Raw genomic sequence first — 25,652 nt, 5'->3', positions numbered from 1 at the left:
TTCGCCGCCGTCGGTCTGCCCGGGCCGCTCAATCCCGCCGGAAGATGACGCTGGCGAGCCATCCGAAGAAGATGGCGATCGCGGCGGTGGCCAGGCCGTAGAGCAGCGACCAGTCCCGGGCGACGACGCCGACCTGTTCCTCGAAACCGGTCTTCACCAGCTCGAAATCGGTATGCGTCCGGGCGAGAATGACCGTGTCGGCGAACAGAGTGACTTCGACCTCGTAATTGCCCGGAGGGGCGATCGCCGGCAGCGGGATGCCGGCGCGGAAGATGTCCGGCGTGAGAAAAGTCACCCCCCGCTCGTCCTCGAGATACAGCCCCTCCTGCATTTTGAGACGCAGAAGCGCTTCGCGGAAAGGCTTGTCCGTGCCATCCGCCGAATAGGTGAAATCGTTGGCGTTGACGATCGCCTGAAGACCGATCCTCTGCCGCTCGCGCAGCTGGTCGCTGGTGATCTCGGGAACGGGTCTGGAGCTCAGCACGCCGATATAGGCCGGTACCGACGGAAATTTCTGCTGGTCCTGATTAATCCAGATCGGCCCGAGCCGCTCTCTCTCGCGCACAGTGAGAAATTGCCGGGGGCCCCGGACGGTGACGACCACGTCGAAGCCCGTCGCCCGGGCGACCGTCTGGGCATCGCGCTCGATGGCTCCGAAAACCGCGATCTGCGTGCCCGTGTAATTCGAGTTGATCAGGACCCGGTGGCTCGACAGCGACGTGATCAGGGTCTCGGCCGCGGCGGGGGCGGCACCGAGCATGACCATCAGGAGGAGACCGAGCGCCCTCATGTGCGCACCTCCTGCACCGTGATGGAGAACGGCTCGTCCGGCCGCAGCACGAGTTCGAGGCCGAAGCGCAAGCCCACGGCGAGCAGCAGGATGGCGAGAAGGAAGCGGAACAGCTCCGCCCGCAGATGACGCCCCATGCGCGCGCCGAACTGGGCCCCGAAGACGCCACCCACGATGAGCAGGATCGCCAGCACCAGATCGACCGCCTGGTTCGTGGTTGCATGCAGGATGAGGGCGACGAGGGTCGTGCAGACGATCTGGAACTGGGATGTGCCCACGACCACATTGGTCGGCACGCGGAAGATGTAGAGCAGGGCCGGCACGACGATGAAGCCGCCGCCGATGCCGAGCAGAGCCCCGGCGAAGCCGATGAAAAGCGAGAGCCCGAGAATCGGGATGACGCTCGCGTAGAGCTTGGAGCGATAAAAGCGCATCCGCAGCGGCCAGCCGAGATAGGCGGCATGCCTGCCCGCCTGCCGCCTCAGGCGCACGGCGCCGCCATTCCGCTTGTGCCAGAATTCCCGGATGCTCTCCTTCAGCATCAGGCTGCCGACGACCGTGAACAGCGTCACGTAGGCGATGACGATCACAAGATCGAGCTGCCCCGCCCGGCGCGCCGCCGCGAAGAACCAGACGCCGAGCGCCGATCCGACAAGGCCCCCCGCGACGAGGATCGCCCCGAGCTTGTGATCGAGGGCGTTGCGCCGGAGCGCCCCGAGCACGCTGGTGGTCGAGGAAGCGACGATCTGGGCCGATTGGGTGGCGACCGCGACTGCGGGAGGAATGCCGAGGAAGATGAGGAGGGGCGTCATCAGGAAGCCGCCTCCGATGCCGAACAGACCCGAGATGAAGCCCACCGCTGCGCTCATCCCCAGGATGAGCAGGATGCTCACCGGCATCTCGGCGATCGGGAGGTATAGGGTCACGGTCTTCCTTGTTCCAGCTCTTGACGTCTTCGTAACGATTGCGGCTCTCGGCCGCGCCGTGTGAGCCGAGGAGCGTCCGGAGCGGATCGACGATCCGCTCCGGATACCGCATCAGACGGAGGTATACAGATCGGCGCGGAAATAGTCCTTCGGATCCAGCGGGCTCGACACGCGGCCGAAATCCTTGAACATCTCGTTCATCTTCGTGAGCCAGCCGGCGGCGGTTCCGTCCTTGGTCTGGGCGTTGAGGTCCGCCGTGGTGAGGAACTTGGAGTTCTTCGCCTCCACCGCGAGCTTGTCGGCCGGGATGCTGATGAACTTCGACGTGATCTCGATGGCCTTGTCCAGATTGCTCGCCCGGAAGTCGTTGGCTTTCTTCAGGACGGCGACGACTTTCTTCGTCAGATCGTCGGCGACCTCGTTCCGCGCCACGAAGGCGCTCGGGAAGGCAAGCGCGGGATAGAAGTCACCGTTCTTGGCGAGCTCGTTCAGATCCGGAACGCGGTCCTTGATGACGTCCACCAGCGGATACCAGATGCCGGCCGCATCGACCTGCTTGCTGGCGAAGGCCGCGACCACCGTGCTGGGATCCATGCGCACGAGTTCGACGTCGTCCGGCGTCATGCCCTGCTTCTGAAGCGCGAGACGCAGCAGCATGTCGCCCGACGTTCCCTCCGGCACGCCGACCTTCTTGCCCTTCAGATCGGCGATGGTCTTGATGCCGGCCTGGGCGATGACGCGGTCGCTGAATCCGAGCGTGTTGATCGAGATCACCTTGGCGCGGCCGCTGGCCGGCAGCCACAGGGCCCCCGGGCCGATATAGCCGAAATCGAGGCTTCCTGCGCCGAGGGCCTGGATCTGAATCGGGCCGTTGGTGAAGACCTTCAGGTCCGGCGTCAGACCCTGCTGCGACCAGAGATCCTGATCGGTGGCGATGGCCGCGAGACTGGCCCCGTTGAAATCGGCGATGTATCCCATCCGGACGGTCTCGGCCGCGAGAGCCCGCCTCGGGCTTCCGCTCCAGAGCACCGCGGCCGAGACACCGGCGGCTGCGACGAATTTGCGGCGTGATAGGCTGGTCATGTCCCTCTTTCCTCCTTCATTGATACGTTTGCATTCACACGTTTGCCTCCGCCGTCATCGCCGGCTGGTGATAAACGGCATGCCATACGCGGTTGCGGATGACGGCGAATTCCGGCGAAAGCCGGATCTCTTCGGTGCGCGGATAGGGCAGATCGACGGGGATGATCTCGTAGAGCCGCCCTGGACGCGCGGCCATCACGACGACCCTGTTCGCGAGATACACGGCCTCGTCGACATCATGGGTGATGAACATGATCGTCCGGCGCTCGCGGCTCCATGTCTGAAGCAGCTGATCCTGCATCTGGACGCGGGTCAGCGCATCGAGCGCACCGAACGGCTCGTCCATCAGAAGGATCGTCGGATTGACCGCATAGGCGCGCGCGATGGCGCAGCGCTGCCGCATCCCGCCCGAGAGCGTCTTGGGAAGAGCATCCGCGAAACGCTCGAGACCGACCAGATTGATGAAATGGTCCGCGATCTCCCGCCGCTCCCTGGCTCCCTTCCTGGCGATCCGGAGCCCGAATTCGACGTTCTCCCTGACCGTCAGCCAGGGAAACAGGGCGTATTGCTGAAAGATCACGCCCCGCTCGGGCCCGGGGCCGCGAACATTGCGGCCGTCGACGAGAACCTCGCCGCTGCTGGGCTCGACGAGGCCGGCGGCGATGTTCAGCGCCGTGGACTTTCCGCACCCCGACGGCCCGACGACCGTCACGAACTCGCCGTCGGCGACGTCCAGCGACAGCCGGTCGAGCGCCAGGAACGAGCCTCCCGCGAGATCGAACCGGCGCGACACGTTCCTGAAAGAGATCTTGCTGTTCATAGTCTCTCCTGCCACACGGTGAGCCGCTTCTCCACCCCGAGGAGCAGACGATCCATGAGGAGGCCGACCGCCCCGATCGTCACGAGGCTGACGAAGATCGTCGGAAGATCGTAGAAGAGCTGCGCCTGCTGCATGCGGAAGCCGAGCCCCGATTGCGCCGCGATCAGCTCCGCCGCGACGACCGTCGCCCAGGCCGATCCGAGACCGATCCTCATGCCCACGAGAATGAAGGGCGTCGATGCCGGGATGATGACGCGCCTGAAGATCGTCGCGTCGCGCGCACCGAGCACGCGAGCGGCGTTGATGAGGGTCCTGTCGACGCTCACCACCCCCTGATAGGTGGCGACGACGCTCGACAGGAACGACGCGAGAAAGATCACGAACACCTTCGGCGTCTCGCCGATGCCCATCGTGACGATCGCGAGCGGGATGACGGCCAGGGGCGGAATCATCCGGAAGAACTGAACGAAGGGCTCGATCAGGCCGCGCGCGACCTTGTACCACCCCATCAGGAATCCGACCGGAATGGCGAGCAGGACGCCCAGCGCGAAACCGGTCAGCACCCGCTGGAGGCTGGCGAGCAGATCCTTGGGAAGCTGTCCGCTGGCCAGAAGCTCTCCCGCGCGGCCGAGCACCTGCAGCGGCCCGGGCAGAACGACCTTGCCGAACGTGACGACCGCGCCCCAGGCGAGAATCCCGCCGCATACGGCCAGAACGTTCAACACCAGCATCGTCGACGGCGCGAACCGCCGGACGGGCCGAGGCCGCGGCAGGTTTCTCATCGGTCTGCTCATCACGTGCGTCTTCTCCCGCTGGCAAACATCATTGTTATTTCCGACCTAACATCGCGCACGCCCGGACATGGTCGAGACAGGCACCGGTCCGTCGCGTCAAGGCCATCGCGGCCACCGTTCTTGGAATTGTCTATTGGGCCGCATGCGGGATTTCCGAAAGCTGGCGTGCGTATCGCTCGAGGTCCTGGCGCCCCTTGTTCAGGATGGCGATGTTTTTTTGAACGTGACCCGCCTCGTCGGTGAGCGGGTATGCGGCCTCGGCGATGCTGAGAATGTGAAGCCATTCGCCGTGCGGCCCTCGTACGCTCGTGGCGAAGCGGCGCACGATGCGCCGGTTGCCCTCGATGTCGTATTCGACGCCCTGCGGATCGGCGGCCTCGACGATCCTGCGCGCTTCCGCTGATGCGACGAGTTCATGACGGATCCCGGTGCGGTAGAAGGCATCGACATCGAAACGGCGCTCGACCTCCGCCCATCCGAGACCGCTCAGATAGAGGCGGGACAGGGAGTCGAGCTCGTTCATGCCGCGCCGGTAACCGGTGCGCGCGCGGATCTGCACCGACAGCTCGGCGTGCTCCTCCTTGTGATACCACTCGAACTCGTTGCCCCGCACGACGATGGCCTCGCACGATTGCTTCGTCTCCCTCACGATCGACGACACGACCTTGGCGAGGGCCTCGAAATATTCGGGGGGAAGTCCGATCAGTTTCCGGAACACGAGATTGCAGCGACACCGCTTGGAGCTGTCGCGGAAAATGTAGCCGCCGTCCTCCAGGGTCTTGATGATCCGGTGCAGCGTGGCGCCGGAGATGCCGCACGCATCCGCGATCTGAGCCTGGGTGAAGGCCTCCCCAGGGCTTCCAGCGAAGAACTCCAGGACGCTCAGCGTTCTGCGGACGGGTTCGGACATGCGACAGAAGGATCTTCCAAATGTGGTTGATTAGTTTTCATATATGAAGTATTAGCAGGGGTCAAGAAACGTCCTTTGAAGCCGCCATGCCCGGATTGCGGCCGTCGCGCCAATCGCACATTCGCTGCGACGGGCGGGCCCGTGTCGGCGCGTTCGTCGTCCCGCCCTGCCTCCCCTCCTGTGACCGTCACCCACAACGCCGTGAACCACACCATGCGACCCAACATTCTCTTCATCATGTCCGACGATCATGCGGCGCGAGCGATCTCGAGCTACGGCCAGAGTTTGAATCAGACGCCGAACATCGACAGGCTCGCCCAGGAGGGCATGCGGCTCGACCGCTGCTACGTGACGAACTCGATCTGCACGCCGAGCCGGGCCGCGATCCTCACCGGCACCTACAACCACGTGAACGCCGTCACGACCCTCGACACCCATATCGACAACCGCCTGCCCAACGTCGCCAAGCATTTACGCGCAGCCGGCTATCAGACAGGCATCTTCGGGAAGTGGCATCTCGGCGAAGGCCCCGCCCACGAGCCGACCGGTTTCGACCGCTGGTCCGTCGTTCCGGGACAGGGAGCCTATTTCGATCCCGTGATGATCGAGATGGGACAGCGGCGCACCGAACGCGGCTACGTCACGGACATCATCACGGACAAATGCCTGGACTTCCTTCGCGACCGCGACGCGGAGCGGCCCTTCCTCCTGATGTGCCACCACAAGGCGCCGCACCGGAACTTCGCGCCGCATCCGAAATACCGCTCGCTCTGGGCCGATGAGGATCTGCCGATTCCGGAGACCTTCACGGACGATTACGCGAACCGGGCTGCCGCCGCAGCGGCCGCGAAAATGCGGATCCGCCAGGACATGACCTACGACGATCTCGGCCTGGTCCAGCCGGAAGGCGGATCGGAGGTCGGCGAGCTCATTCTGGAGGGCTGGACCGGCCGCAAGGTTCCCGAACTCAAGGAGGGGGAAGAACTCACCCTGATCGACGCGGAGACCGGTCGGCGTTTCACATTCCGGGACCCGGTTGCGCTCGCCGAGTTCAAATATCAGCGCTATATCAAGCGGTATCTTCGCACCGTCGCGTCCATCGACGAGAATGTCGGCCGTCTCCTGGATTATCTCGACGAGACCGGCCTGGCCGAGAACACGATCGTCATCTACACGTCGGACCAGGGCTTCTTTTTGGGCGAGCACGGCTGGTTCGACAAGCGGTTCATGTACGAGGAATCGCTCCAGATGCCCTTCCTCGTCCGCTATCCGAAAGGCATCGCGGCAGGCGCCGTTTCCAAACAGATCGCCACCAACGTGGATTTCGCCCCGACCTTCCTCGACTACGCGGGCGTGCGCATTCCGAGCTACATGCAGGGCGAGAGCCTGAAGCCGCTCTTCGAGGAGGCCGCGGGCCCGGAATGGCAGGATGTCGCCTATCACCGCTACTGGATGCACAAGGACGAGTTCCACAACGCCTATGCCCATTACGGCGTCCGCGACGCGCGCTACAAGCTGATCTACTGGTACAACGATCCGCTCGGCCAGGAGGGCGCCCACGGGAGCAGCGAGCCGCCGGAATGGGAGCTGTTCGACTGTGACGAGGATCCGTTCGAACTCTACAACCGCGCCGACGACCCGGCTTATGCGGACGTGTTCGAGCGGATGCTGCAAAAGCTGGACGCCAAGATGGCGGAGATCGGCGATCTTCCCGCCCACGACAGTGCGGCGGTCCTGCACAGCAGGAGATAAGGCCCCGTGTCGTGCTGCAGCAGCCTGCCACGGCGCGATGCGCGGGATCGTCCGGAGCCTCCGCCGGTCCTGGCCGGGCAGGAAGACGGGGCGCTCTTTGCGCCCCGCATCCCGTTTCCTCCCGCTCAATTCTCCGTCGGCCCGCCCGAGCGGTCACGCCGCTCCCGTTCCGAGGCTTCGGGCCGGGTAGCGCAGCGTCGGATCGAACGGGTTGAGCTGGCGGCCGATCTCGCGCGCCTCCTTCTGCAGCAGCGCGACCACCAGCGGCAGACGATCGCCCTCTAGGCGGTTGGAGAGCGTTCCGATGCTCAACGCCGCCACGGCGCGGCCCTCCGTGTCGAGGATGGGCACGCCGACGCCGGCCATTCCGGGGATGAGGCCCGTATTGAGGCTTGCAAATCCCGTCCTGCGCACGGTTTCGATCTCCATCCGCAGGCCGACCTCGTCGAAACCGCCCCGGTCGAGGAGACGCGGGACGTTGAAGCGGATGATCGTCTCGCGCTCGTCCTCCGGCAGATAGGACAGGATCGCGAGGCTGCCCTGCCCGATCCCGAGCGGCACCTTGCCGCCGATATCGCCCGTGAAAGTCCGGATCGGGAACGGGCCCTCCACGCGATCAAGGCAGACGGCGTCGAAGCCGTTGCGGACCAGCAGGAAGACGCTGTCGCTCAAGGTCGAGGACAGGCGCAGGAGCGCCGGCCGCACCGTACCGCGCAGGCCGCCGGCATGGGCCGCACGCGCCGCCAGCACGAAGAAGTCGAGGGCGAGCCTGTACCGGCGGCTTGCCTCGACCTGCTCGACGAATCCTTCGGCCATCAGGGTCTTCAGGGCGCGATGGGCGCTGGGCTGGCTCATGTCGCCTTCGACGGCGATATCGGTCAGGCGCATGCCTTGGGGATCCCCGGCCCCGAGAACCTTCAGCAGATTCAGCGAACGCCTCACGCCGGATACAGTATCTTCCGCCAACTGAAATTCCTCGACTCTGTTTCGAATCGTTCTTACGCTATCTGAAATAAATTTCAAAAAAATTTCATTAAGCGGAACCGAAGTGTTGACTTGCTTCGGCGCATGTCCGTGATTTGGCCCCCGGGCCTTGCGCTGAAAGGGGCCGCGGTCTGAGGCGCTGCAATGATCGGAGGATTGTATGGCGTTCCTGACACTCGAAGGGGTTTCCAAGGAATTCGGCCCGTTCACCGCCGTGCGGGACTTCAATCTGGAGATCGACAAGGGCGAGTTCGTTTCCCTTCTCGGCCCCTCGGGCTGCGGAAAGACGACGACGCTGCAGATGGTCGCCGGGCTGGTCGAACCGACCCGGGGACGGATCTCGCTCGACGGTCGCGACATCACCCATGAAAAGCCCAACCGGCGCGGCCTGGGCGTGGTGTTCCAGAGCTATGCCCTCTTTCCCCACATGACGGTTGCGCAGAACGTCGCCTTCGGCCTCGAAATGCGGCGGGTCCCGCAGGCGGAGCGCACGGAGCGCGTGCGCGACGCGCTGTCGCTCGTGCAGCTTTCCTCCTTCGCCGATCGCTATCCCCGCCAATTGTCGGGGGGCCAGAGACAGCGCGTCGCCATCGCCCGCGCCCTGGTCATCGCGCCGCCCGTCCTGCTGCTCGACGAGCCTCTCTCCAATCTCGACGCCAAGCTGCGGGAGGAGATGCAGTTCGAGCTGCGGCGGATTCAGCGCAAGGTCGGCACGACGACCATCATGGTCACCCACGACCAGGCCGAAGCCCTTTCCATCAGCGACCGGGTGGTCGTCATGGAAACCGGGCGAATGACCCAGGTCGACGCGCCCTACCGTCTCTACGAGCAGCCCTCGAACGCCTTCATCTCGTCCTTCGTCGGCAAGACCAATCTCATCGCCGGAACCTGGCGCCGCAACGGCGCGTCCGGGGCCGTGGACGTCAACGGCTTTCTTCTGGAGGCAGCCGCGCCGGAGATCGCGGCCGACGAGCCGGTCACCCTGTCGATCCGGCCCGAAAAGATCCTGCTTCGTGCGGCCGGCGCGGGCCGCCTCGACGGCCGCATCGCAAGCCGCTTCTTCCTCGGCAGCCAGTGGCTCTTCACCGTCGAGACCCCACTCGGCACGATGACCGTCTCCACGCCCAATCAGGGCGGCGAACCGCCGAAGGAAGGCTCTCCCGTCGGTCTCGACTGGGCGCCCGCCGATCTGCGCATCATGCCCGGCCATGCCGTGGCCGCGTGAGGTGCCAAGATGACCCGGCGCTCGTCATTCCTGTCCGCTCCGTGGCTGCTCGCCGGCCCCGGAGCCCTGTTCTTCACCGGGCTGGTGCTGCTGCCGCTCGCGCTGACCGTGATCCTGTCGTTTCACGTCTACGATTATTCCACCGGCATCCAGAACAGCTTCACGCTCTCCCATTACGCTGCCGTCGTCACCGACGAGTACTATCTCAGCGTCTTCTGGAGGACCCTGCGGATCGCGTTTCTGACGACGCTCATCTGCGCCGTGATCGGGGTCCCTGAATCCTACATCCTGTCGCGGATGCGCGATCCGTGGCGGTCGGTCTTCCTGCTCGTCATCATCGGGCCGCTGCTCGTCTCCGTCGTCGTGCGCACGTTCGGGTGGAGCATGCTCCTCGGCTCGCAGGGGCTCGTCAATCAGGCCCTCGAGGCTCTCGGACTGGCGCCGGCCAAGATCCTCTACACCGAAACCGCCATCGTCATCGCCCTCGTCCACGTGATGCTGCCCTTCATGGTCATCCCCGTCTGGACGGCCCTGCAGAAGCTCGATCCCATGGTCGAAGCCGCGGCCTGGACGCTCGGCGCCTCGCGCTTCACGGCTCTTCGCCGGATCGTTCTGCCTCAGGTCTCGCTCGGCATGCTGTCCGGAAGCCTCATCGTGTTCGGATTGTCGGCCAGCGCCTTCGCGGTTCCGGCACTGCTCGGCGGGCGCCGTCTCAAGATGGCGGCGACGCTGGTCTACGACGAATACCTGCAGGAGCTGAACTGGCCCCTCGGAGCCACGATCGCGATCATCGTGCTCGTCGCGAATCTCTGCATCATGCTGGCCTACAACCGCATGGTCGAAGCTCGCGCGCGCCGGACACTCGGGTGATCCCCATGCAAAAGAACGGTCCCGTCGCCCTCATCTTTCACGCGCTCGTGGTGGCTTTCGTCCTGGCCCCGCTCGTCGTCATCTGTCTCGTCGCCTTCACGCCCGAGAACACCTTGAGCCTGCCGACCGCCGGCCTGTCGCTGCGCTGGTTCAAGGCCATCTTCGAGCATCCGGATTTCGTGACCTCGTTCTGGAACAGCATCTGGCTCGCGGCATTCTCCGCGACGCTGGCGGTCGCGCTCGCGATTCCGGCGGGCCTGGCGATCAGCCGCTACACGTTCCCGGGCAGAGACTTCCTGAACGCTCTCTTCCTGTCGCCCCTGATCATTCCCCATCTCGTGCTCGGCGTCGCGTTCCTTCGCCTCTTCGCGCTCATCGGCGCGACGGGCAGCTTCGCGTGGCTCGTCGCGACGCACATCATCATCGTGACGCCCTATGTGCTGCGCCTCGTGCTCTCCGCGCTGTCGGGGCTCGACCGCAGCGCCGAACAGGCGGCCCTGACGCTCGGCGCGAACCAGTGGACGACGTTCCGCCGCATCACCGCCCCCATGATCCTGCCCGGCATCACCGGCGGCTGGCTGCTGGCCTTCATCAATAGCTTCGACGAACTCACGATGTCGATCTTCGTCACGTCGCCGGCGACGATCACGCTCCCCGTGCGCATGTACATGTACGCGACGGAATCCATCGATCCGATGATGGCGGCCGTCTCGGCCCTCATGATCGCCCTGACGGCGACCGCGATGATCGTCCTCGACCGTGCGTTCGGCCTCGACCGTATCCTCGTCGGACAGCGCTGAAGGAAACGACCATGGCTCTCCTCAAGCGCCTCGCTCGACACGACCTGCCTGCCATCGCCTTCTCGCTGAACGGCGAGCCCTGCACCGGACGGGCGGGCGACACGGTTCTGACCGCCATCCTGACCCAGTCCGACCGCCTGCGCTCCAGCGACTTCTCGCGGGAGCCGCGCGCGGGCTTCTGCCAGATGGGAGCCTGTCAGGATTGCTGGGTTCTGACGGCCGACGGCCGTCGGATCCGGGCCTGCAGCACGCCCCTGGAGGAAGGCATGAATCTTCAAACCGCTTCGGAGCCGCGATCGTGAGCGACGCCCTTCATCCGCTGATCGTCGGCGCCGGGCCCGCGGGCATCCGCGCCGCGCAGGCTCTCGTGGCCGCGGGCATCAGGCCGACCGTCGTCGACGAGGCGCCGTCCCCGGGCGGCCAGATCTACCGGCAGCGGCTCGTTCCGGACGAACGCAGCCCTCGCGATCTCTACGGGTCCGAAGCCGGCAAGGCGACCGCTCTGCATCAGGCCTTCGACCGGATCCGGGACAAGGTCGACTACGTCTCCGAAAGCCTGGTCTGGCACATCCGCGACAAGGCCGCCGACGTCATGAAGGGCGGCCGCAACCGGCGTCTTCCGTTCACGCATCTCATCCTCTCCACCGGCGCGACCGATCGCGTGGTTCCCTTCCAGGGCTGGACGACGCCCGGCGTCTTTACCCTCGGAGGCGCGCAGATCGCCTTGAAGTCGCAGGGCTGCGCCATCGGCGAGAACGTCGTCTTCCTCGGCTCGGGGCCCCTGCTCTATCTCGTAGCCTGGCAATACATGAAAGCCGGAGCCAAGGTTGCCGCCGTCCTCGATACGGCGCCGTTCCTGGCGAAACTGCATCTTGCCCGCGGTGCGCTGTCGCAGCCGGGCGTCGTCATCCGCGGCATGCGCTATGCGGCCGAACTCATGGCGCGCGGCGTTCCCGTCCGCTTCGGCGTCGAGCCTGCCCGGATCGAGGGCGAGGGCCGCGTCGGCGCGGTCGTCTGGCGCGAGAACGGACGTGAGCGCCGTCTCGCCTGCGATGCCGTCGGCTACGGCTTCGCTCTCCGGTCGGAGACGCAACTGGCGGACCTCGCCGGCTGCCGCTTCGTCTTCGACGAACGGGATCGCGCATGGCGGCCCGAGCGCGACGCCGCGGGGCGCACCAGCTCGGCCGGCATCTACATCGCGGGCGACGGCGCCGGCATCGCCGGCGCGGACGCCGCGGAACTCGCCGGAGAACGCGCGGCTCTCGCACTCCTCGAGGATGCCGGTTTGGCCGTCGACCGCGCGCGGATTGCGGACCTGGAGCGAAGGCTCGCAGGCATTCTCCGGTTCCGGGACGTGCTCGAGGCGGCCTTCCCCTTCCCGACCGCCTGGGCGAGCAGCGTCGAGGACGACGTTCTCCTGTGCCGCTGCGAGGAGATTTCGGTGGGCCAGGTGCGTCACGCCGCACGCGATCAGGGCGTGTCCGAACTCAATCGCCTCAAGGCGCTCACGCGGATCGGCATGGGACGCTGCCAGGGGCGCATGTGTTCGAGCGCCGCCGCCGAAGTTCTGGCGGCCGCCGGAGGCCGGCCCGTGGCGGCCGTGGGCCGTCTGCGCGCCCAGCCGCCGGTGAAACCGCTTCCCCTCGCGATCGTGAGCGAAGGAGAGACCGCATGAGTCGCCTCGACAAGGATGTAGCCATCATCGGCGGCGGCCTCGTCGGCAGCTCGGCGGCGCTGGCCCTTCGGCGCATGGGGCTCTCCGTCGTGCTCCTCGACAAGGGCTTCTGCGGCGCGCAGGCGAGCGGCGTGAACTATGGCGGCGTGCGTCGCCAGGGCCGCCCGCCCGAGCAGATCGCCCTGTCGCTGCGCGCCCATGCGATCTGGCCGCGTTTGAAGGACGTCATCGGCATCGACGGAGAGTTCGTGCGCTCCGGTCATCTCAAGCTGGCGAGAACCGAAGCCGAGATGGCGTCTCTCGAGGCCTATGCCGCCCGGGTTGCGGGAATGGGCCTCGATCTGGAGCTCGTCGGGCATGACCAGCTGCGCGAGCGCTTCCCCTGGATCGCAGGCGACATCGCCGGTGCGTCGCTCTGTCCGGGCGACGGGCACGCCAATCCGCGCCTAGTGTCCGCAGCCTTCGCGCATGCGGCCCGGCGGGCGGGAGCCGACGTTCTCGAACAGACGCCCGTGCTGCATGTCGAGAAGGCGCAGGAAGGCTTTCACCTGTCAGCCGAGAGGGGAATCGACATCAGGGCGCGCTTCGTCATCAACAGCGCCGGCGCCTGGGCGGGACGTTTCGCGGACGCGTTCGCAGAGCAGGTTCCGCTCAAGACAATCTACCCGAGCATGATCGTCACCGAACCCATGGGATCGTTCATGAGCGTGAATATCGGAGCGGAAGGCGGCGGCATCTATGCGCGCCAGGTGGAGCGCGGCAACTGCATCGTCGGCGGCATGCGCGGCGAAGCGATTGCGGACGTGGATTTCTCGCGTCCGACGAGTGCCGGCGCCATCACCATCATGAGCCGCGCCGCGGCACTTTTTCCCGCGTTGCGCCACGCTCATGCGATCCGCTTCTGGAGCGGAACGGAAGGTGAGACGGCGGACCGGAACCCGGTGATCGGCTTCAGCCGCACGACACCGAACCTCATCCACGCATTCGGCTTCTCCGGAGCCGGATTCCAAATCGCGCCGGGGGTTGGCGAAGTCCTGGCCGAACTCGTCCGTGACGGCGAAAGCCGCACGCCGATCCAATCCTTCGCCATCGATCGTTTCACCCCAGCGGAGACGGATTTCCGCCCGGGGAGCGTTTCAGAGCCAACGACAAGGGGAACATCCAAGTGACTAGGACCAGACTTCTGCAGGCTGTCGCCTTCGCGGCACTCGCCACCACCGCTACCGGAGCCGCCCAGGCGCAGACCAAGACGCTCTATGTCGGCATGAACGGCGGCAATTTCGAACGGACCTACACGCAGCACGTCTTCCCTGATTTCGAGAAGTCGAACGACGTGAAGATCGTCGTCGTCCCGGGCACGTCCTCCGACATCCTGGCGAAGGCCACGGCATCCAAGGGCAATCCCCAGATGCACATCATGTTCCTCGACGACGGCGTCATGGTGCGCGCGATCGGCGCCGGGCTCTGCGAGAAGGTCAAGGATTCTCCGGTTCTGGCCGATCTCGCCCCGGGCGCCCGGCTGAAGAACGACATGGCGATCGGCATCGACCTCGGCATGACGGGCCTTGCCTACAACAAGAAGATGTTCGACGAGAACGGCTGGGCTCCGCCGACCTCCTGGATGGATCTCGCCGATCCGAAGTACAAGGGCAAGGTCGTCTTCCAGTCGGCCGCAGCGTCCTCCTTCGGCCTTCACGCATTCCTGATGTTCAACCGGATCCAGGGCGGCAACGAGCAGAACGTCGAGCCCGGCTTCTCGAAGTTCAAGGACACCATCGGCAAGAACGTGCTCGAATACATTCCGAGCTCGGCCAAGATCTCCGAGATGGTGCAGACCGGCGAGGCCGCGATCTTCCCCCTGACGCCCACCGCCGTCGCGGCGCATCAGGAGAAGAACATCCCGGTCGAGTACGCGCAGCCCAAGGAAGGCTCCGTCGTCCTGATGGTGACCGAGTGCGTCATCGCCAACAACAGCGAGCCCGAGCTGGCGCAGAAGCTTGCCGCCTATCTCCTGTCGCCCGAGGCCCAGAGCAAGGCGCTCGAGCACGGCAACATCATTCCCTCCAACGTGAACGCCAAGGCGCCGACGCCGGCAGCGGAAGCCAAGCTCAAGACGTTCCACGAGAACATGAAGACCGCCGTCACCCTCGATTGGGACGCGATCAACGAGAAGCGGCCGGAATGGAACAACCGCTGGAACAAGACCATCGAGCGCTGATGCTCGCGTGAAAACGGGCGGACGCGTCGCGCGTCCGCCTTCGTCGACAAGGCCAGAGCTGATTTCACCGGAGTGAAGTCGGCTCTTTTCTTTGGCCCGGCCATCCGCGTCTTGGGAAACGCCGTGCCGAAAGGACGTGGATGCCCGGATCGAGGCCGGGCATGACGTTCGAGGGTGTCACAATTTGCTTAAGAAGGGCCCGAGCCGGCCGGCGCCGTCAGACCGGCGCGTGATCGAGGCCCTGCGTTCTCAGATCGCCAGGAGACGGCGCGAGGTTGAACGCCACGAGGCGCGCCGCGTGCGATGGCGCCGCGCGGTCGATGTCGAAGATCGTGAGGGCCGCCGGGGAAACGGGTGCGAGCCGGGACGGCGGCAGGCCGACCAGGATCGCGCAGGCCGCACGAACCACGCCTTCGTGCGTGACGATCACGATATCGCCTTCGGACCGGCCGACCGCGTCCCGAAGCGCATCCCCGACCCTTGCGCAGAACGGCTCCCATTCCTCGCCGCGAGGGGGCGTGGAGACCCCGAGCCGCCAGTCGCGATAGGCCCCCTTGTCGGACGCCTCGATGTCCTTAATCCACCGGCCCGTCCAGTCGCCGAGATCCATCTCGCGCAGACGGCGGTCGGTGGCGAAGGCCGAGAAGCCGAGAAGCTCGGCCGTGTGGCGCGCCCGGCTCAGATCCGACGATACGACGAGGCTCGGAGCGGGCGTGCCCGCGAAGAATTCGGCCGCGCGCCGGGCCTGACCGATCCCGCGCTCCGACAAGGGAGCATCCGCGTGCCCCTGCAGGCGGCGCTCGGCATTCCAGACGGTCTCGCCATGGCGAACCAGGGTCAATCTCATGGTCCACGTTTCCTGATCAGATCGGCGAGCCTGCCGCGGGACACGATCGTTCGGAAAAGTCAGGCCGCAAGGCCGCCTTCGACGACGGGGAGCAGCTCGGCCATGGTCGCGATGAGACGATCGGCGCCCAGCTCCGCGTGCGGCTTGTGGCTGTAGCCGTAGGTGACCGCGAAGGCGCGCACGCCCGCCGCACGGGCCGCCTGCACGTCGTGGTAATTGTCGCCGACCATGAGGGCCGCCTCGGGCGCCACGCCGAGCTGCCCGAGAGCCATCAGGACCGGGGCCGGATGCGGCTTGCGCTCGGGCAGCGTATCGCCCCCGATCACCGCGTCGAAATAGCCGCGCAGTCCGAGCGCCTCCAGGATGTCCATGGTGGCCGCATGGGGCTTGTTGGTGACGACCGCCAAGGGAAGTCCCAGACCCCGCAGGCCTGCGAGCGTGTCCGCCACGCCGGGATAGGCCTCTGTGTGCCGGGATGCATTCGCCTGGTAGATCTCGAGGAAGCGGGCGACGAGCGCCGGCAGGCGCGTCATATCGCCTCCCGTCGCCGAGACGGCGCGCTCGACGAGCTTGGCGGCTCCGTCCCCGATCATGGACTTGGTCTCGTCGAGGCTGATCTGCCGCAGCCCCTCTTCCGCCAGGAGGGCGTTCGTCGCGTCCTGAAGGTCGCGCGCGCTGTCGACGAGGGTTCCGTCGAGATCGAAGATGATGGCTTTCAGCTGGGACATGCGATGGGTACTAACGTGGTTGAAGCGGGATGGCCAGACCGGAAGGGGACGGCCTCCCCTTCCGCATCGGTCGTCTCAGGACGCGAGCCAGAGGGCCGAGCGCAGGGACAGGCCGATCTCCACCGGGGAGCCCGGCTCGTGAAGCGCCTCGCCCGAATGGAACGGCGTGTCGATGGACACCTCCGCGGCTCCGATTCTCACCCCGTAGCGGAGCGTCGAACCGAGAAACTCGCTGTGCACGATGGTGCCCGGCAGCAAGACATCGCTCGCCCGGTCCTTGCCCAGGGACGCATGCTGGGGCCTGAAGACCAGCCTGGCCCCCTCCGGCACGACCACCTGAGCCGGGATCGGCAGGCGCACGCCGCCCTCGATGTCGAAGAAGCGCTCGCCGCCCTCGCGGACCACGCGGCCCGGCAGAATGTTGGCCGTGCCGAGGAAGTTCGCCACGAACAGATTGGCGGGCTTCTCGTAGAGCTCCATGGGGGTGCCCACCTGCTGCACGATGCCGTCGTTCATGACGGCGATCCGGTCGCAGATCGTGTTCGCCTCCTCCTGGTCGTGCGTGACGAAGATCGTCGTCAGCCCGAGCCGCTGCTGGAGGTCGCGCAGCTCCCGCCGCACCTGCACGCGCATCTTCGCATCGAGATTGGACAGGGGCTCGTCGAGGAGAAGCACCTTCGGCTCGATGGCGATCGTCCGGGCGACGGCGACGCGCTGCTGCTGGCCTCCGGACAATTGGGAAGGACGCCGGTCGGCGAGGTGCGCGAGACCGACGAGTTCCAGCGCGGCCATGACGCGCCTGTCGATCTCGGCCTTCGGGACTTTCCGCTCCTCGAGGCCGAAGGCGACGTTGCGCCTCACCGTCATGTGCGGCCACAGGGCATAGGACTGGAAGACCATGCCGACATCCCGCCGCCAGGGCGGAAGGTGCGACACGTCGCGGCCGCCGACCAGGACCTCGCCTCCGTCGGCCTGGTTGAACCCGGCGATGAGGCGCAGAAGCGTCGTCTTTCCGCAGCCGGAAGGTCCGAGAAAGGCGAAGAACTCGCCCGGCCGGATATGCAGGTTGATGCCCTTGAGAACATGGTTGGAGCCGTAGGACAGGTCGACGTTGCGGATGTCGACGTCGACGGCGTTGGCCCCGAGCGAAGAGATGGGAAAAGGCTGGTTCATGGTGTCGTTTCCTCAGGCCCGGACGCGGTCAGCGCCCGGCCGCTTTGGCCTTTTGGCTTTTTTCGATGATCAGATGGGACGCGAAGGTGCACAGGGCGACGAGCAGAACGGCGATGACGCCCAAAGCCGCACCGGGGCCGCGGCCCGCCGCCGACTGCATGAAGACGTAGAGGCCATAGGCGAGAGGCGCGTCCGCGTTCGACTGAACGAGCATCAGCGTCGCCGAGAGCTCAACGGCGGCGGTGGCGAAGCTCGTGACGAAGCCCGCCAGGATGCCGCCCGCCATCAGCGGCAGCACGATGCGCCGGATCGTGCGCAGCTTGGTGGCGCCGAGATTCTCCGCCGCCTCCTCGAGCGAGACCGAGATCTGCTGCAGGGCCGCATAGCAGGCCCGCAGAGCGTATGGCAGGCGCCGGATCGCCAGCGCCAGCACGATCATGATCCATAGCGCCGCGAGCGGAGTGCCGTCGGGCAGCTGCACGCCGTAGAAGGTGCGCAAGTAGCCGATGCCGAGCACGACGCCGGGAATCGCCAGCGCGGCGGTGGCCGCCCAGTCGAGCCATTCGCGGCCGATGAGCTTCGTCCTGAGCACCAGATAGGCGATGGCCGTGCCGAGAACGACGTCGATCAGGCCCGCGATGGAGGCATAGATCATCGTGTTCTTGACGTAGACGAAGCTCTCGCCGAACACGCGCCCGTAATGCGCAAGGGTATAGGCGTCGGGCAGCGGACTGAAGGACCAGACCGTCGCGAAGGAGAGCAGCAGAAGCCCGATATGCGGTGCCAGAACCAGGAACAGAATGATCAGGACGGCCCCATACGCGATGGCGCTTTCCCAGGGCCGCATCCGGCGCTTCGCCAGGCCGCCGCCGCCCCGCTGCACGGTGGCGTAATCCTTGCCGCGCATGGCCCGCGCCGAGATCCACATGGCCAGGATCGACATGCAGATCAGCACGACGGAGATCACGTATCCCATCGGATCCGCGATGCCGATGGAGGTGACGCGCAGATAGGCCTGCGGGGCGAGCATGTCCTTGACGTTCAGGAGCAGCGGCGTCGCCAGATCGTCGAAGACCTTGACGAAGACGAGCGACGCGCCCGCGATGTAGCCCGGCATGGCGAGCGGAAACACGATGCGGCGGAACAGGCGGAAGCCGGAGCTGCCGAGATTCTGCGCCGCCTCCTCCATCGCCCGGTCGATGTTGCGCAGGGCCGCCGAGAGGTTGATCAGGATGAAGGGGAAATAGTGCACGGCCTGCACGAAGATGACGCCGTTCAGCCCTTCCATGAAGGGGATCTTGATGCCGAACCAATCGTCGAGGAGCAGGTTCACCGTTCCATTGCGGCCGAACAGCAGAAGCATCGCCACCGCGCCGACGAAAGGCGGCATGATCAGCGGCAGGAAGCCCAGCGTCTGGATCAGCATCGCGCCGCGGAATTCGAAGCGCGTGGTGATGTAGGCGAGCGGCAGCGCGAAGACCGACGCGACAACCACCGCCATCGCGGACACGTAGACGGAATTCCAGAACGACCGGATGAACAGATCCGTCCGCGCGAAATCGAGGAAATTGACGAGAGTGAATTCACCCGTCCCCTTCTCCGTGAAGGCGACGTAGATCACCGTTCCGACCGGCACGATGAGGAAAAGGACGAGGAAAAGGACAATTCCGAAGGCCAGGGCGATCTGGCCCGGCGACGCCGATGATTTCATGAAAGACATGGACGACGCGAACGGCAGTCGCGCTCGCCCGGCGGTGGTGGCGCCAGCCATGGACGCACTCCTCAAAAGTCTAAAAAGGGCCTTTGACGGGCGGCTCGATGAAGCGAGCCGCCCGATCGACGATCAGCGCGCCAGCTTCTGGGCCTGCTCGGCCTTGGCCTGAGCCTGCTGGTAGCGCTCCTTGGCGAAGGCCGCCCATTTCTGTTCGAGCTCGGCCTGACGCGCGCCCTTCTCCTTGCCGCCCGTGAAGGCGCCGGCGATTTCAGGCGACGAGGCCTGCTGCTCGGTGACCGGCATGGCGGCCACGAGATCGCGCGCCTCCTTCACCAGGGCCTTGGCCTCGGCATTGTCCTTCTTGGCGATCGCGGCCTCGGCGGCGTGGATGGCCTTGGTGGCCGCCTTGAGAGCGTCGAGCTGGAACGTCACGGTCTGGTCGTAGAGGACGTCGACGACGTTCGTGCGCTTCTCCGACACGTCCACGTCGAACTTCACCCGCGCTCCCAGAGACGAATCCTTGAAGGGGTTCGGGTAATCGGCGGGAGCCTTGGCGTAGACGGCCGGGTTCACGGGCAGGCGGCGGATGCTCGGCTCGAGCAGAACCTCCTGGCCGGCGGGAGAGACGAGGTAATCGACGAAGGCCTCGGCCCCGGACTTGTTGGGGGCGTTGGCGATCACGCCCACATTCGCCGGCACGATGGTCGTCACGGTCGGATAGACGAACTTCACCGGGAAGCCCGAGGCTTGGGACGAGAAGGCGAAGAAGTCGATCACGATGCCGAAGCCGACCTGTCCGGAATTGACCGCCTCGGGCACGCCGAAGGAGCGCTCCGTGATCTGGCTGAAGTTGCCTGACACTTCCTTGAGCGTGCGCCAGCCCTGATCCCAGCCTTCGCCCTGAAGGATCGTCTCGATGGTCAGGTGCGTCGTGCCCGAGCGGGACGGCGCCGCCATGGCCACGTGGTCGAAATAGACCGGCTTGGCGAGATCCTGCCAATCCTTGGGCTCGGGCAGCTTGTTCGCCTTGGCGTAGCGGTCGTTCCACATGACGCCGTAGCCCGAGGCCGCGAAGCCCGAATAGAAATTCTCGGGATCGTTGATCGGATAGGATCCGATCTTCTCCGGAATGCCCTCGGCCTTCGGCTTGTACTTCTGAAGCAGGCCCTTGCCCTTGAGAACCTCGAACGCGTCCGGCGCGGAAGCCCAGAAGACGTCGACCTGATTGTTGGCCTTCGTTTCGTCGACGAACTTGACGCCCGCATTGGTGTTCCGGTTCTGCACATCGAGGGTCACGCCCGGATGGGCCTTCTCGAAAGCCTGCTTGAACGGATCGGTGACGTCCTTCGAGAACGAGGTCACGACGGTGACCTTGCCGGATTGGGCGAAGGCGGCACCCGCAAACAGGGCGACACCGGCCAGGGCCGCCGCGGCGGCAGAATGGCGAAGCATCAGTTTCCTCCAACATGATGTCTATGGGCTTGGGTCCGCCACGAGGGCGGCCGACGAGCCTCTTGCAACATTCATGCCAAACTGGGCCGTATCGCTCCGCCCCCTGTTTCTGAACGCCGTTTTCAGGCGCGCTCCTCCGCCGGATCGCCATCGCGGGAAAAGACGGTAACGTCTCCCGGCCCGATGGGTCATTCGGGTAACATCACGCTTCGATCGCTCCGGTCCGGCCGAGATCGTGCTTCTTCATTTTCAGGTAGAGGGTCTTGCGGGTGATCCCGAGCGCCTCCGCGGTGGCGCCGATGCGGCCGCCGAAACGGCCGAGGGTTTCCTCGATGACCCGGCGCTCGGCGACTTCCATCTGCTGTTCGAGCGTCAGCGCGCCATGGAGGTTCGGCGCCGTCTGCGGCTCGTCCTCGTCGAGGCCGAGAAGATAGCGCTCGGCGGCGTTGCGCAGTTCGCGCACGTTTCCGGGCCATTCCTGCTGCTGGAGCTTTTCCAGGAAGGACGGCTCCAGCGCCGGTGCGGCCCTCGCCTGGCGGGCGGCCGCGAGATTGAGAAAGTGGGTAAACAGCGCCGCCACGTCGTCCCGCCGCTCGCGAAGGGGCGGAAGGCGAACCGTGACGACGTTCAGCCGGTAGACCAGATCCTCGCGGAACGCGCCCTTGCCCGCAAGCTCCGTCAGGTCGGCCTTGGTCGCGGCGATGACCCGGATATCGACGGGAATCTCCTTGTTCGATCCGAGCCGCTCGATGGTTCTCTCCTGAAGCACGCGCAGCAGCCGGATCTGCGCCGCCATGGGCATGGATTCGATCTCGTCGAGAAAGAGCGTTCCGCCGCTCGCATGCTCGATCTTGCCGATGCGCCTCTCGCGGGCTCCCGTGAAGGCGCCGGGCTCATGGCCGAAAAGCTCGCTCTCGATCATGGTCTCCGGCATCGCGCCGCAATTGACCGCCACGAATCGCCCTTTCTGCCGGAGCCCGAAATCGTGGAGCGCGCGGGCGGCCACTTCCTTGCCGGTGCCGGTCTCGCCGAGGAGGAGAACATCGGCCTCGGCCCCCGCGAGCGTGCGAAGGGTGCGCCGCAGGCGCTCGATCGCGGCGGAATGGCCGACGAGCCGTCCGGCAAGCGGGTCCCGATCGGCGGCTCCCGCCTTGAGAGCCCGGTTTTCCAGGATCAGGCTGCGGTGCGCGAAGGCCCGCCTGACAGTCTCGACGAGCCGCAAGGGATCCGCCGGCTTCTCGATGAAATCCCAGGCGCCCGCCCGAACCGCCTTGATGGCCATCGGCACGTCGCCGTGCCCGGTCACCAGAACGACCGGGATGTCCGGATCGACCGCGCGAACGGCCTCGAGAAGCCCGAAACCGTCGAGCCCGGGCATGCGGACATCGCTCACGACGACGGCCGGAAGATCGGGCGACAGGATCCCGAGGCCGGCCTTGGCGGAGCCGACGGCCGTGACGTCGAAGCCGTCGAGCTCCAGCGTCTGCCGGTAGGCGTCGCGCACTTCCGAATCGTCGTCGACCAGAACGACCTTCATGACGGCGCTCATGACGCACTCGCCGCCAGATCGATCACGAAGGTCGTTCCCTCTTTGCCCGTGGTCGCCAAAATCAAGTCTCCTCCGAAATCCTTCACGATGTTGTAGGACATCGACAGGCCGAGTCCGAGCCCCAGGCCCGCGGGCTTCGTGGTGAAGAACGGGTCGAAGACGGCCTTGCGGTGCTGCTCTTCGATGCCGGACCCGTTGTCGGCAACCTCCAGGCGGACGCGCCGTCCCCGTGCCTGCGCCCGGATCTCGATGCGCCGTTCGGCCTGCGCGGCGAGCTCGTCGAGCGCGTTCGAGATCAGGTTGACGACGACCTGCTCCAGACGAACCTCCTCCGCCAGGACCGTCAGGGAGGAATCCGGAAAGTGCATCCGCACGGCGACATTCTCCTCGTCGAGACGCTGCTCGAACAGGCTCAAGGCTCCATCGACGACAGCGCGCAGATCGACCGCGTCGAGCGTCGCCGCCGGACGGCGGGCGAACCGTTTCAGATGCCTGATCAGCTCCGCCATGCGGGCCGTCAACCCCTGAATGCGATCCAGGCTCGCCCTCGCCTCTTCCGCGCGGCCCCGCTCGAGCAGGACGGCCCCGTTATGCGCATGCGAGCGGATCGCCGCGAGAGGCTGATTGAGCTCATGGCTGATGCCCGCCGCCATCTGGCCGAGCGCCGCGAGCTTCGCGGCCTGGACGAGATCGTCCCGCGTCTGCCGGAAAACGGCGAGCGCCTTCGCGAGATCGCCGAGTTCGTCGTCGGTCGGCGGAGGCAGGGCCGGCGTCGTGGGGCCGCTTGCGATCGTCGTCGCCGCCAGCGTCAGGGCCTGAAGGCGCACGACGAGGTTCCTGCGGACGTAGAACCAGCCGACGGCGATCGTGGCGGCGAGCGAGGCCGCAGCGATCGCCAGAAGGAGATTTCGCCCGATCACGATGGCCTGGGCGGAGCGCTCCGCCGCCCGGCGTGCGATCGCCTCCGTCCGGCTGACTTCCTGCGAGATCAGCGCGCCGAGCTGCGTGACGATGCGCCGGTTCTCGGCGAGAAGCGCCTGCGCCTCGGCCACGGCCTGGAGTTCGGCCCGCTTCACGGATGCGAGCCCCGAGGCCGGATCGGACACGGTGAGAAGACGCGCGGCGATCTGACTGACGGTGATCGTGTCGGTCCAGTTCGCCAACGCCTTGATCTCGATGTCGAGCTGGTCCGTGATCTCGCCGAGAAAGTTGCTCGTTTCCTGAAGATCCTCGATCGTCGGCACGGTCCCGAGCCGCCCCAGCAGGCCGACGACGAGATTGGCCTGCGCGCTGACCGTCAGCAGGGCCTCGCTCTTGCGGCTCTCTTCCAGAAGCGTCCTGCGCCCGGCCTCGGCCGCTTCTCCGGGGGCGGTGCGGCCGATGGCCGTTTCCATGTTGAACCTGGCGTCGTCGATGAGCGGCTCGATTTCCTCGATCAGATCGGCCTGCAGCCAGCGCAGCTCCTCGCCGATCTTCCGCGAGCGCTCATGCAGGGGAAAGCGTCTTTCGGCGACCCGGTCGATCGCCTTGAGGTTCGTTTCGATCGCATCGGCGACGACGAGAAGCTCCGGCGACAGGGAATGCCGGTCGCTCCGCTCGTTGAGAACCGACCGGAGCGCGGCCAGGCGCTCGACCAGCGTCTCACGGATGCGGCCATAGGTCTCGCGACGCTCGGCGACCGCCAGATCGGGCGTGCTGGCGATCACGTTCGCGCCCGACTCCGCCAGGCGCGCCGAAAACGCGAGAGCCGGGAGATGAGCCGTCGCAACGGAATTGAGCTCCTCGCTGAGGCGGGCATAGGACAGCCACCCGACGATGCATGCGCCGACCGCGAGCCCGCCGACCCCGAGAAACGCCATGATGAGGCGCCCGCCGATTCCAAGCCGTGTGCGCCGCATCATGGCTCTCCGGCCCCCGCTCCACGCCGGCCCCGCTCGGCATCCTCCAGCTTCGCGGCCGCGACGGCCAGTGCCCGGGTGGCCCGCTGCATGCCCTCCTCGATTTTCGCCTTGATGTCGGCTTCGAGACGCGCCTGGGGCTCCGGCGTGGGAAGCCCCCGCGGGATACGGACCAGACTCCTCCAGCGCTCCGGCTCCATGGCTTCGGCGCCGCTCAGAGGCGGCTGCGTCAGAGCCTGCCGCGCCTCGCTCACGAGCCTCGCGAGCTCCGCATCGGTGCTCTCGGACAAGGCTGCTTCCAGCGCCCGCACCGATCGCCACAGGCGTCCGAGCTCGGACCTGCGGAACGTGACCATCTCGTCGAAGATGATGTTGACGAGCTCATAGCGGGCCGCCGAAAGGCCGGCATCGAACAGGCCTCGTGCGAAGAGGCCCTCGCGCAGAAAGGGATTGGCGTCCGGCGTCCCGCCGGGCGGATAGACGGAGGGAGAGATCGGCAGTCGCGCGATGGCGGGGTCCATCAGGAGGCTCTGCCCCTCCGGCGAGAGCACGAAATCGACGAAGCGCTCGGCTCCCTCGCGATTGGCGGCATCGACCAGGACCGCGATGCTGGCGGGCACGAAAAGCGTCTCTTCGGGCAGAGCGAACCGGGTCGAGCCCGTGGGAAAGCCCTCCGGGTTCGCCAGGAAGTCGATGGAGGGCCCGAGCCCGAAGCGCCCACGGGCGACCCCTGCCGAAACGCCGAAGCTGCGGGCCGTCACCGTCGCGAGATTGCCCCCGATCTCGGACCAGATCCCCCATCCGCGGTCCCAGCCGTAAGCCTGGAGAATGGCCTCCACCATGAGATGCATCGTGCCCGACCGGGACGGGGAGCTGATGCCGATATGCCCGGCATAGATCGGCGCCGCCAGATCGCTCCAGCCCCTGGGCACCGGCAGCCCCCTGGCAGCGAGATAGGCGGGATTATAGGCGAACCCGTAGCCCGACAGCGCGAAACCGAGATAGGTCAGGTCCGGATCGTTCACGGGATATCCGGCGATGCGCTCCGGCGCCTCCGTGGGGCGCGGCTTCAAGGACGCCAACCTGCCGGACCGTTTCAGGATCTCGAAAGCATCCGGAGCCGAGGCCCAGAAGATGTCGGCCCTGTCCCTTCCACCCATGAGATCAGCCAGCGCCGTCGTCGTCTTGCGCTGCACGAATTCGAGGGAAATCGCCTGGTGGCGCTCCGTGAAGGCCCTCCGGAACGGCTCGAAGAACTGCGGCGGGAACGACGTGAGAATGCGCACCGCATGAACCGTCTCGCCCGCGGCGGCTGTCGCTGCATGGGCCGAAACGGCAAGACATGCGGCAAGACATGCGGCAAGACATGCGGCAAGACACGCGGCAAGACACGCGGCAAGTGCAATGGAGAGAAGGCGAAGCATGAAGGGCCGCAGCTGTGGGG

At 66.1% G+C, this 25,652-nt stretch carries 23 protein-coding genes; 8 read left to right on the top strand and 15 right to left on the bottom strand.

The window, feature by feature from the left end; genetic code table 11:
- Positions 1-28 precede the first annotated feature (28 nt).
- From RE429_RS04355 to RE429_RS04330, 6 genes are all read right to left on the bottom strand, one after another.
- A complete protein-coding gene (locus RE429_RS04355) occupies positions 29-790 on the bottom strand; it encodes a TIGR02186 family protein (protein ID WP_414473143.1) in 762 nt (253 codons plus the stop codon).
- Positions 787-1,716, bottom strand: a complete 930-nt coding sequence (locus tag RE429_RS04350; protein ID WP_414473142.1) for a sulfite exporter TauE/SafE family protein — start codon at positions 1,714-1,716, stop codon at positions 787-789. The genes RE429_RS04355 and RE429_RS04350 overlap by 4 nt, the downstream gene beginning before the upstream one ends.
- A 111-nt stretch (positions 1,717-1,827) precedes the next feature.
- Positions 1,828-2,799: an aliphatic sulfonate ABC transporter substrate-binding protein gene (locus tag RE429_RS04345; RefSeq protein WP_414473141.1), complete on the bottom strand. Its 972-nt coding sequence runs from the start codon at positions 2,797-2,799 to the stop codon at positions 1,828-1,830.
- A gap of 34 nt (positions 2,800-2,833) precedes the next feature.
- Positions 2,834-3,619 (bottom strand): ABC transporter ATP-binding protein, encoded by a 786-nt coding sequence (locus RE429_RS04340; RefSeq protein ID WP_414473140.1) that lies wholly within the window; start codon positions 3,617-3,619, stop codon positions 2,834-2,836.
- Complete coding sequence (locus RE429_RS04335; RefSeq protein WP_414474119.1) at positions 3,616-4,401, bottom strand: ABC transporter permease; 786 nt, start codon at positions 4,399-4,401, stop codon at positions 3,616-3,618. Before RE429_RS04335 ends, RE429_RS04340 begins: the two co-directional genes overlap by 4 nt.
- Positions 4,402-4,543: 142 nt before the next feature.
- Complete coding sequence (locus tag RE429_RS04330) at positions 4,544-5,323, bottom strand: helix-turn-helix domain-containing protein (protein ID WP_414473139.1); 780 nt, start codon at positions 5,321-5,323, stop codon at positions 4,544-4,546.
- Positions 5,324-5,536: 213 nt separating this feature from the next.
- Here RE429_RS04330 and RE429_RS04325 point away from each other — a divergent pair, with 213 nt between their 5' ends.
- On the top strand, positions 5,537-7,075 hold the full coding sequence (locus RE429_RS04325) for a sulfatase (protein WP_414473138.1): 1,539 nt from the start codon (positions 5,537-5,539) through the stop codon (positions 7,073-7,075).
- Between the two features lie 153 nt (positions 7,076-7,228).
- On the opposite strand, the gene RE429_RS04320 is transcribed toward RE429_RS04325, so the two are convergent.
- Positions 7,229-7,963: an IclR family transcriptional regulator gene (locus tag RE429_RS04320; protein ID WP_414474118.1), complete on the bottom strand. Its 735-nt coding sequence runs from the start codon at positions 7,961-7,963 to the stop codon at positions 7,229-7,231.
- A 256-nt stretch (positions 7,964-8,219) separates the two neighbouring features.
- On the opposite strand from RE429_RS04320, the gene RE429_RS04315 reads away from it, so the two are divergent.
- From RE429_RS04315 to RE429_RS04285, 7 genes are read left to right on the top strand one after another with little or no spacing between them, the layout of a single operon-like run.
- On the top strand, positions 8,220-9,284 hold the full coding sequence (locus tag RE429_RS04315) for an ABC transporter ATP-binding protein (protein ID WP_414473137.1): 1,065 nt from the start codon (positions 8,220-8,222) through the stop codon (positions 9,282-9,284).
- Between the two features lie 9 nt (positions 9,285-9,293).
- Positions 9,294-10,154 (top strand): ABC transporter permease, encoded by an 861-nt coding sequence (locus RE429_RS04310; RefSeq protein ID WP_414473136.1) that lies wholly within the window; start codon positions 9,294-9,296, stop codon positions 10,152-10,154.
- A gap of 5 nt (positions 10,155-10,159) precedes the next feature.
- A complete protein-coding gene (locus RE429_RS04305) occupies positions 10,160-10,954 on the top strand; it encodes an ABC transporter permease (protein WP_414473135.1) in 795 nt (264 codons plus the stop codon).
- A gap of 11 nt (positions 10,955-10,965) precedes the next feature.
- A complete protein-coding gene (locus tag RE429_RS04300) occupies positions 10,966-11,256 on the top strand; it encodes a (2Fe-2S)-binding protein (protein ID WP_414473134.1) in 291 nt (96 codons plus the stop codon).
- Positions 11,253-12,629 carry an FAD-dependent oxidoreductase gene (locus RE429_RS04295; RefSeq protein ID WP_414473133.1) on the top strand — a complete coding sequence of 459 codons (1,377 nt, stop codon included), beginning with the start codon at positions 11,253-11,255 and terminating at the stop codon, positions 12,627-12,629. Before RE429_RS04300 ends, RE429_RS04295 begins: the two co-directional genes overlap by 4 nt.
- A complete protein-coding gene (locus tag RE429_RS04290) occupies positions 12,626-13,798 on the top strand; it encodes an NAD(P)/FAD-dependent oxidoreductase (RefSeq protein WP_414473132.1) in 1,173 nt (390 codons plus the stop codon). Before RE429_RS04295 ends, RE429_RS04290 begins: the two co-directional genes overlap by 4 nt.
- Positions 13,795-14,847, top strand: coding sequence for a polyamine ABC transporter substrate-binding protein (locus RE429_RS04285; RefSeq protein WP_414473131.1), 1,053 nt, complete (start codon positions 13,795-13,797; stop codon positions 14,845-14,847). The genes RE429_RS04290 and RE429_RS04285 overlap by 4 nt, the downstream gene beginning before the upstream one ends.
- A gap of 217 nt (positions 14,848-15,064) precedes the next feature.
- Here RE429_RS04285 and RE429_RS04280 read toward each other — a convergent pair whose 3' ends face one another.
- The 8 genes from RE429_RS04280 to RE429_RS04245 all read right to left on the bottom strand — a co-directional run bounded on the left by RE429_RS04280 (position 15,065) and on the right by RE429_RS04245 (position 25,632).
- A complete protein-coding gene (locus RE429_RS04280) occupies positions 15,065-15,694 on the bottom strand; it encodes a histidine phosphatase family protein (protein WP_414473130.1) in 630 nt (209 codons plus the stop codon).
- A 59-nt stretch (positions 15,695-15,753) separates the two neighbouring features.
- Positions 15,754-16,422 (bottom strand): phosphoglycolate phosphatase, encoded by a 669-nt coding sequence (gene gph, locus RE429_RS04275; RefSeq protein WP_414473129.1) that lies wholly within the window; start codon positions 16,420-16,422, stop codon positions 15,754-15,756.
- A gap of 75 nt (positions 16,423-16,497) precedes the next feature.
- Complete coding sequence (locus RE429_RS04270; RefSeq protein WP_414473128.1) at positions 16,498-17,595, bottom strand: ABC transporter ATP-binding protein; 1,098 nt, start codon at positions 17,593-17,595, stop codon at positions 16,498-16,500.
- Positions 17,596-17,623: 28 nt separating this feature from the next.
- Entirely contained in the window at positions 17,624-19,315 is a 1,692-nt protein-coding gene (locus tag RE429_RS04265; RefSeq protein ID WP_414474117.1) for an ABC transporter permease, read from the bottom strand.
- A gap of 123 nt (positions 19,316-19,438) precedes the next feature.
- On the bottom strand, positions 19,439-20,761 hold the full coding sequence (locus tag RE429_RS04260; protein ID WP_414473127.1) for an ABC transporter substrate-binding protein: 1,323 nt from the start codon (positions 20,759-20,761) through the stop codon (positions 19,439-19,441).
- 202 nt (positions 20,762-20,963) lie between these two features.
- Positions 20,964-22,310, bottom strand: a complete 1,347-nt coding sequence (locus RE429_RS04255; protein ID WP_414473126.1) for a sigma-54-dependent transcriptional regulator — start codon at positions 22,308-22,310, stop codon at positions 20,964-20,966.
- The gene (locus RE429_RS04250) at positions 22,307-24,211 is read right to left on the bottom strand and encodes an ATP-binding protein (protein WP_414473125.1); all 1,905 of its coding nucleotides are present in this window, start codon (positions 24,209-24,211) and stop codon (positions 22,307-22,309) included. The genes RE429_RS04255 and RE429_RS04250 overlap by 4 nt, the downstream gene beginning before the upstream one ends.
- Positions 24,208-25,632, bottom strand: coding sequence for an ABC transporter substrate-binding protein (locus RE429_RS04245; RefSeq protein ID WP_414473124.1), 1,425 nt, complete (start codon positions 25,630-25,632; stop codon positions 24,208-24,210). Before RE429_RS04245 ends, RE429_RS04250 begins: the two co-directional genes overlap by 4 nt.
- Between the last annotated feature and the right edge of the window lie 20 nt (positions 25,633-25,652).

Origin of the sequence: Microvirga sp. M2 (genome assembly GCF_047497095.1) — a bacterium.
GTDB lineage: Bacteria > Pseudomonadota > Alphaproteobacteria > Rhizobiales > Beijerinckiaceae > Microvirga.
Note: the sequence above shows the minus strand (reverse complement) of the source record. Positions and strands in the feature narration are given on the sequence as shown.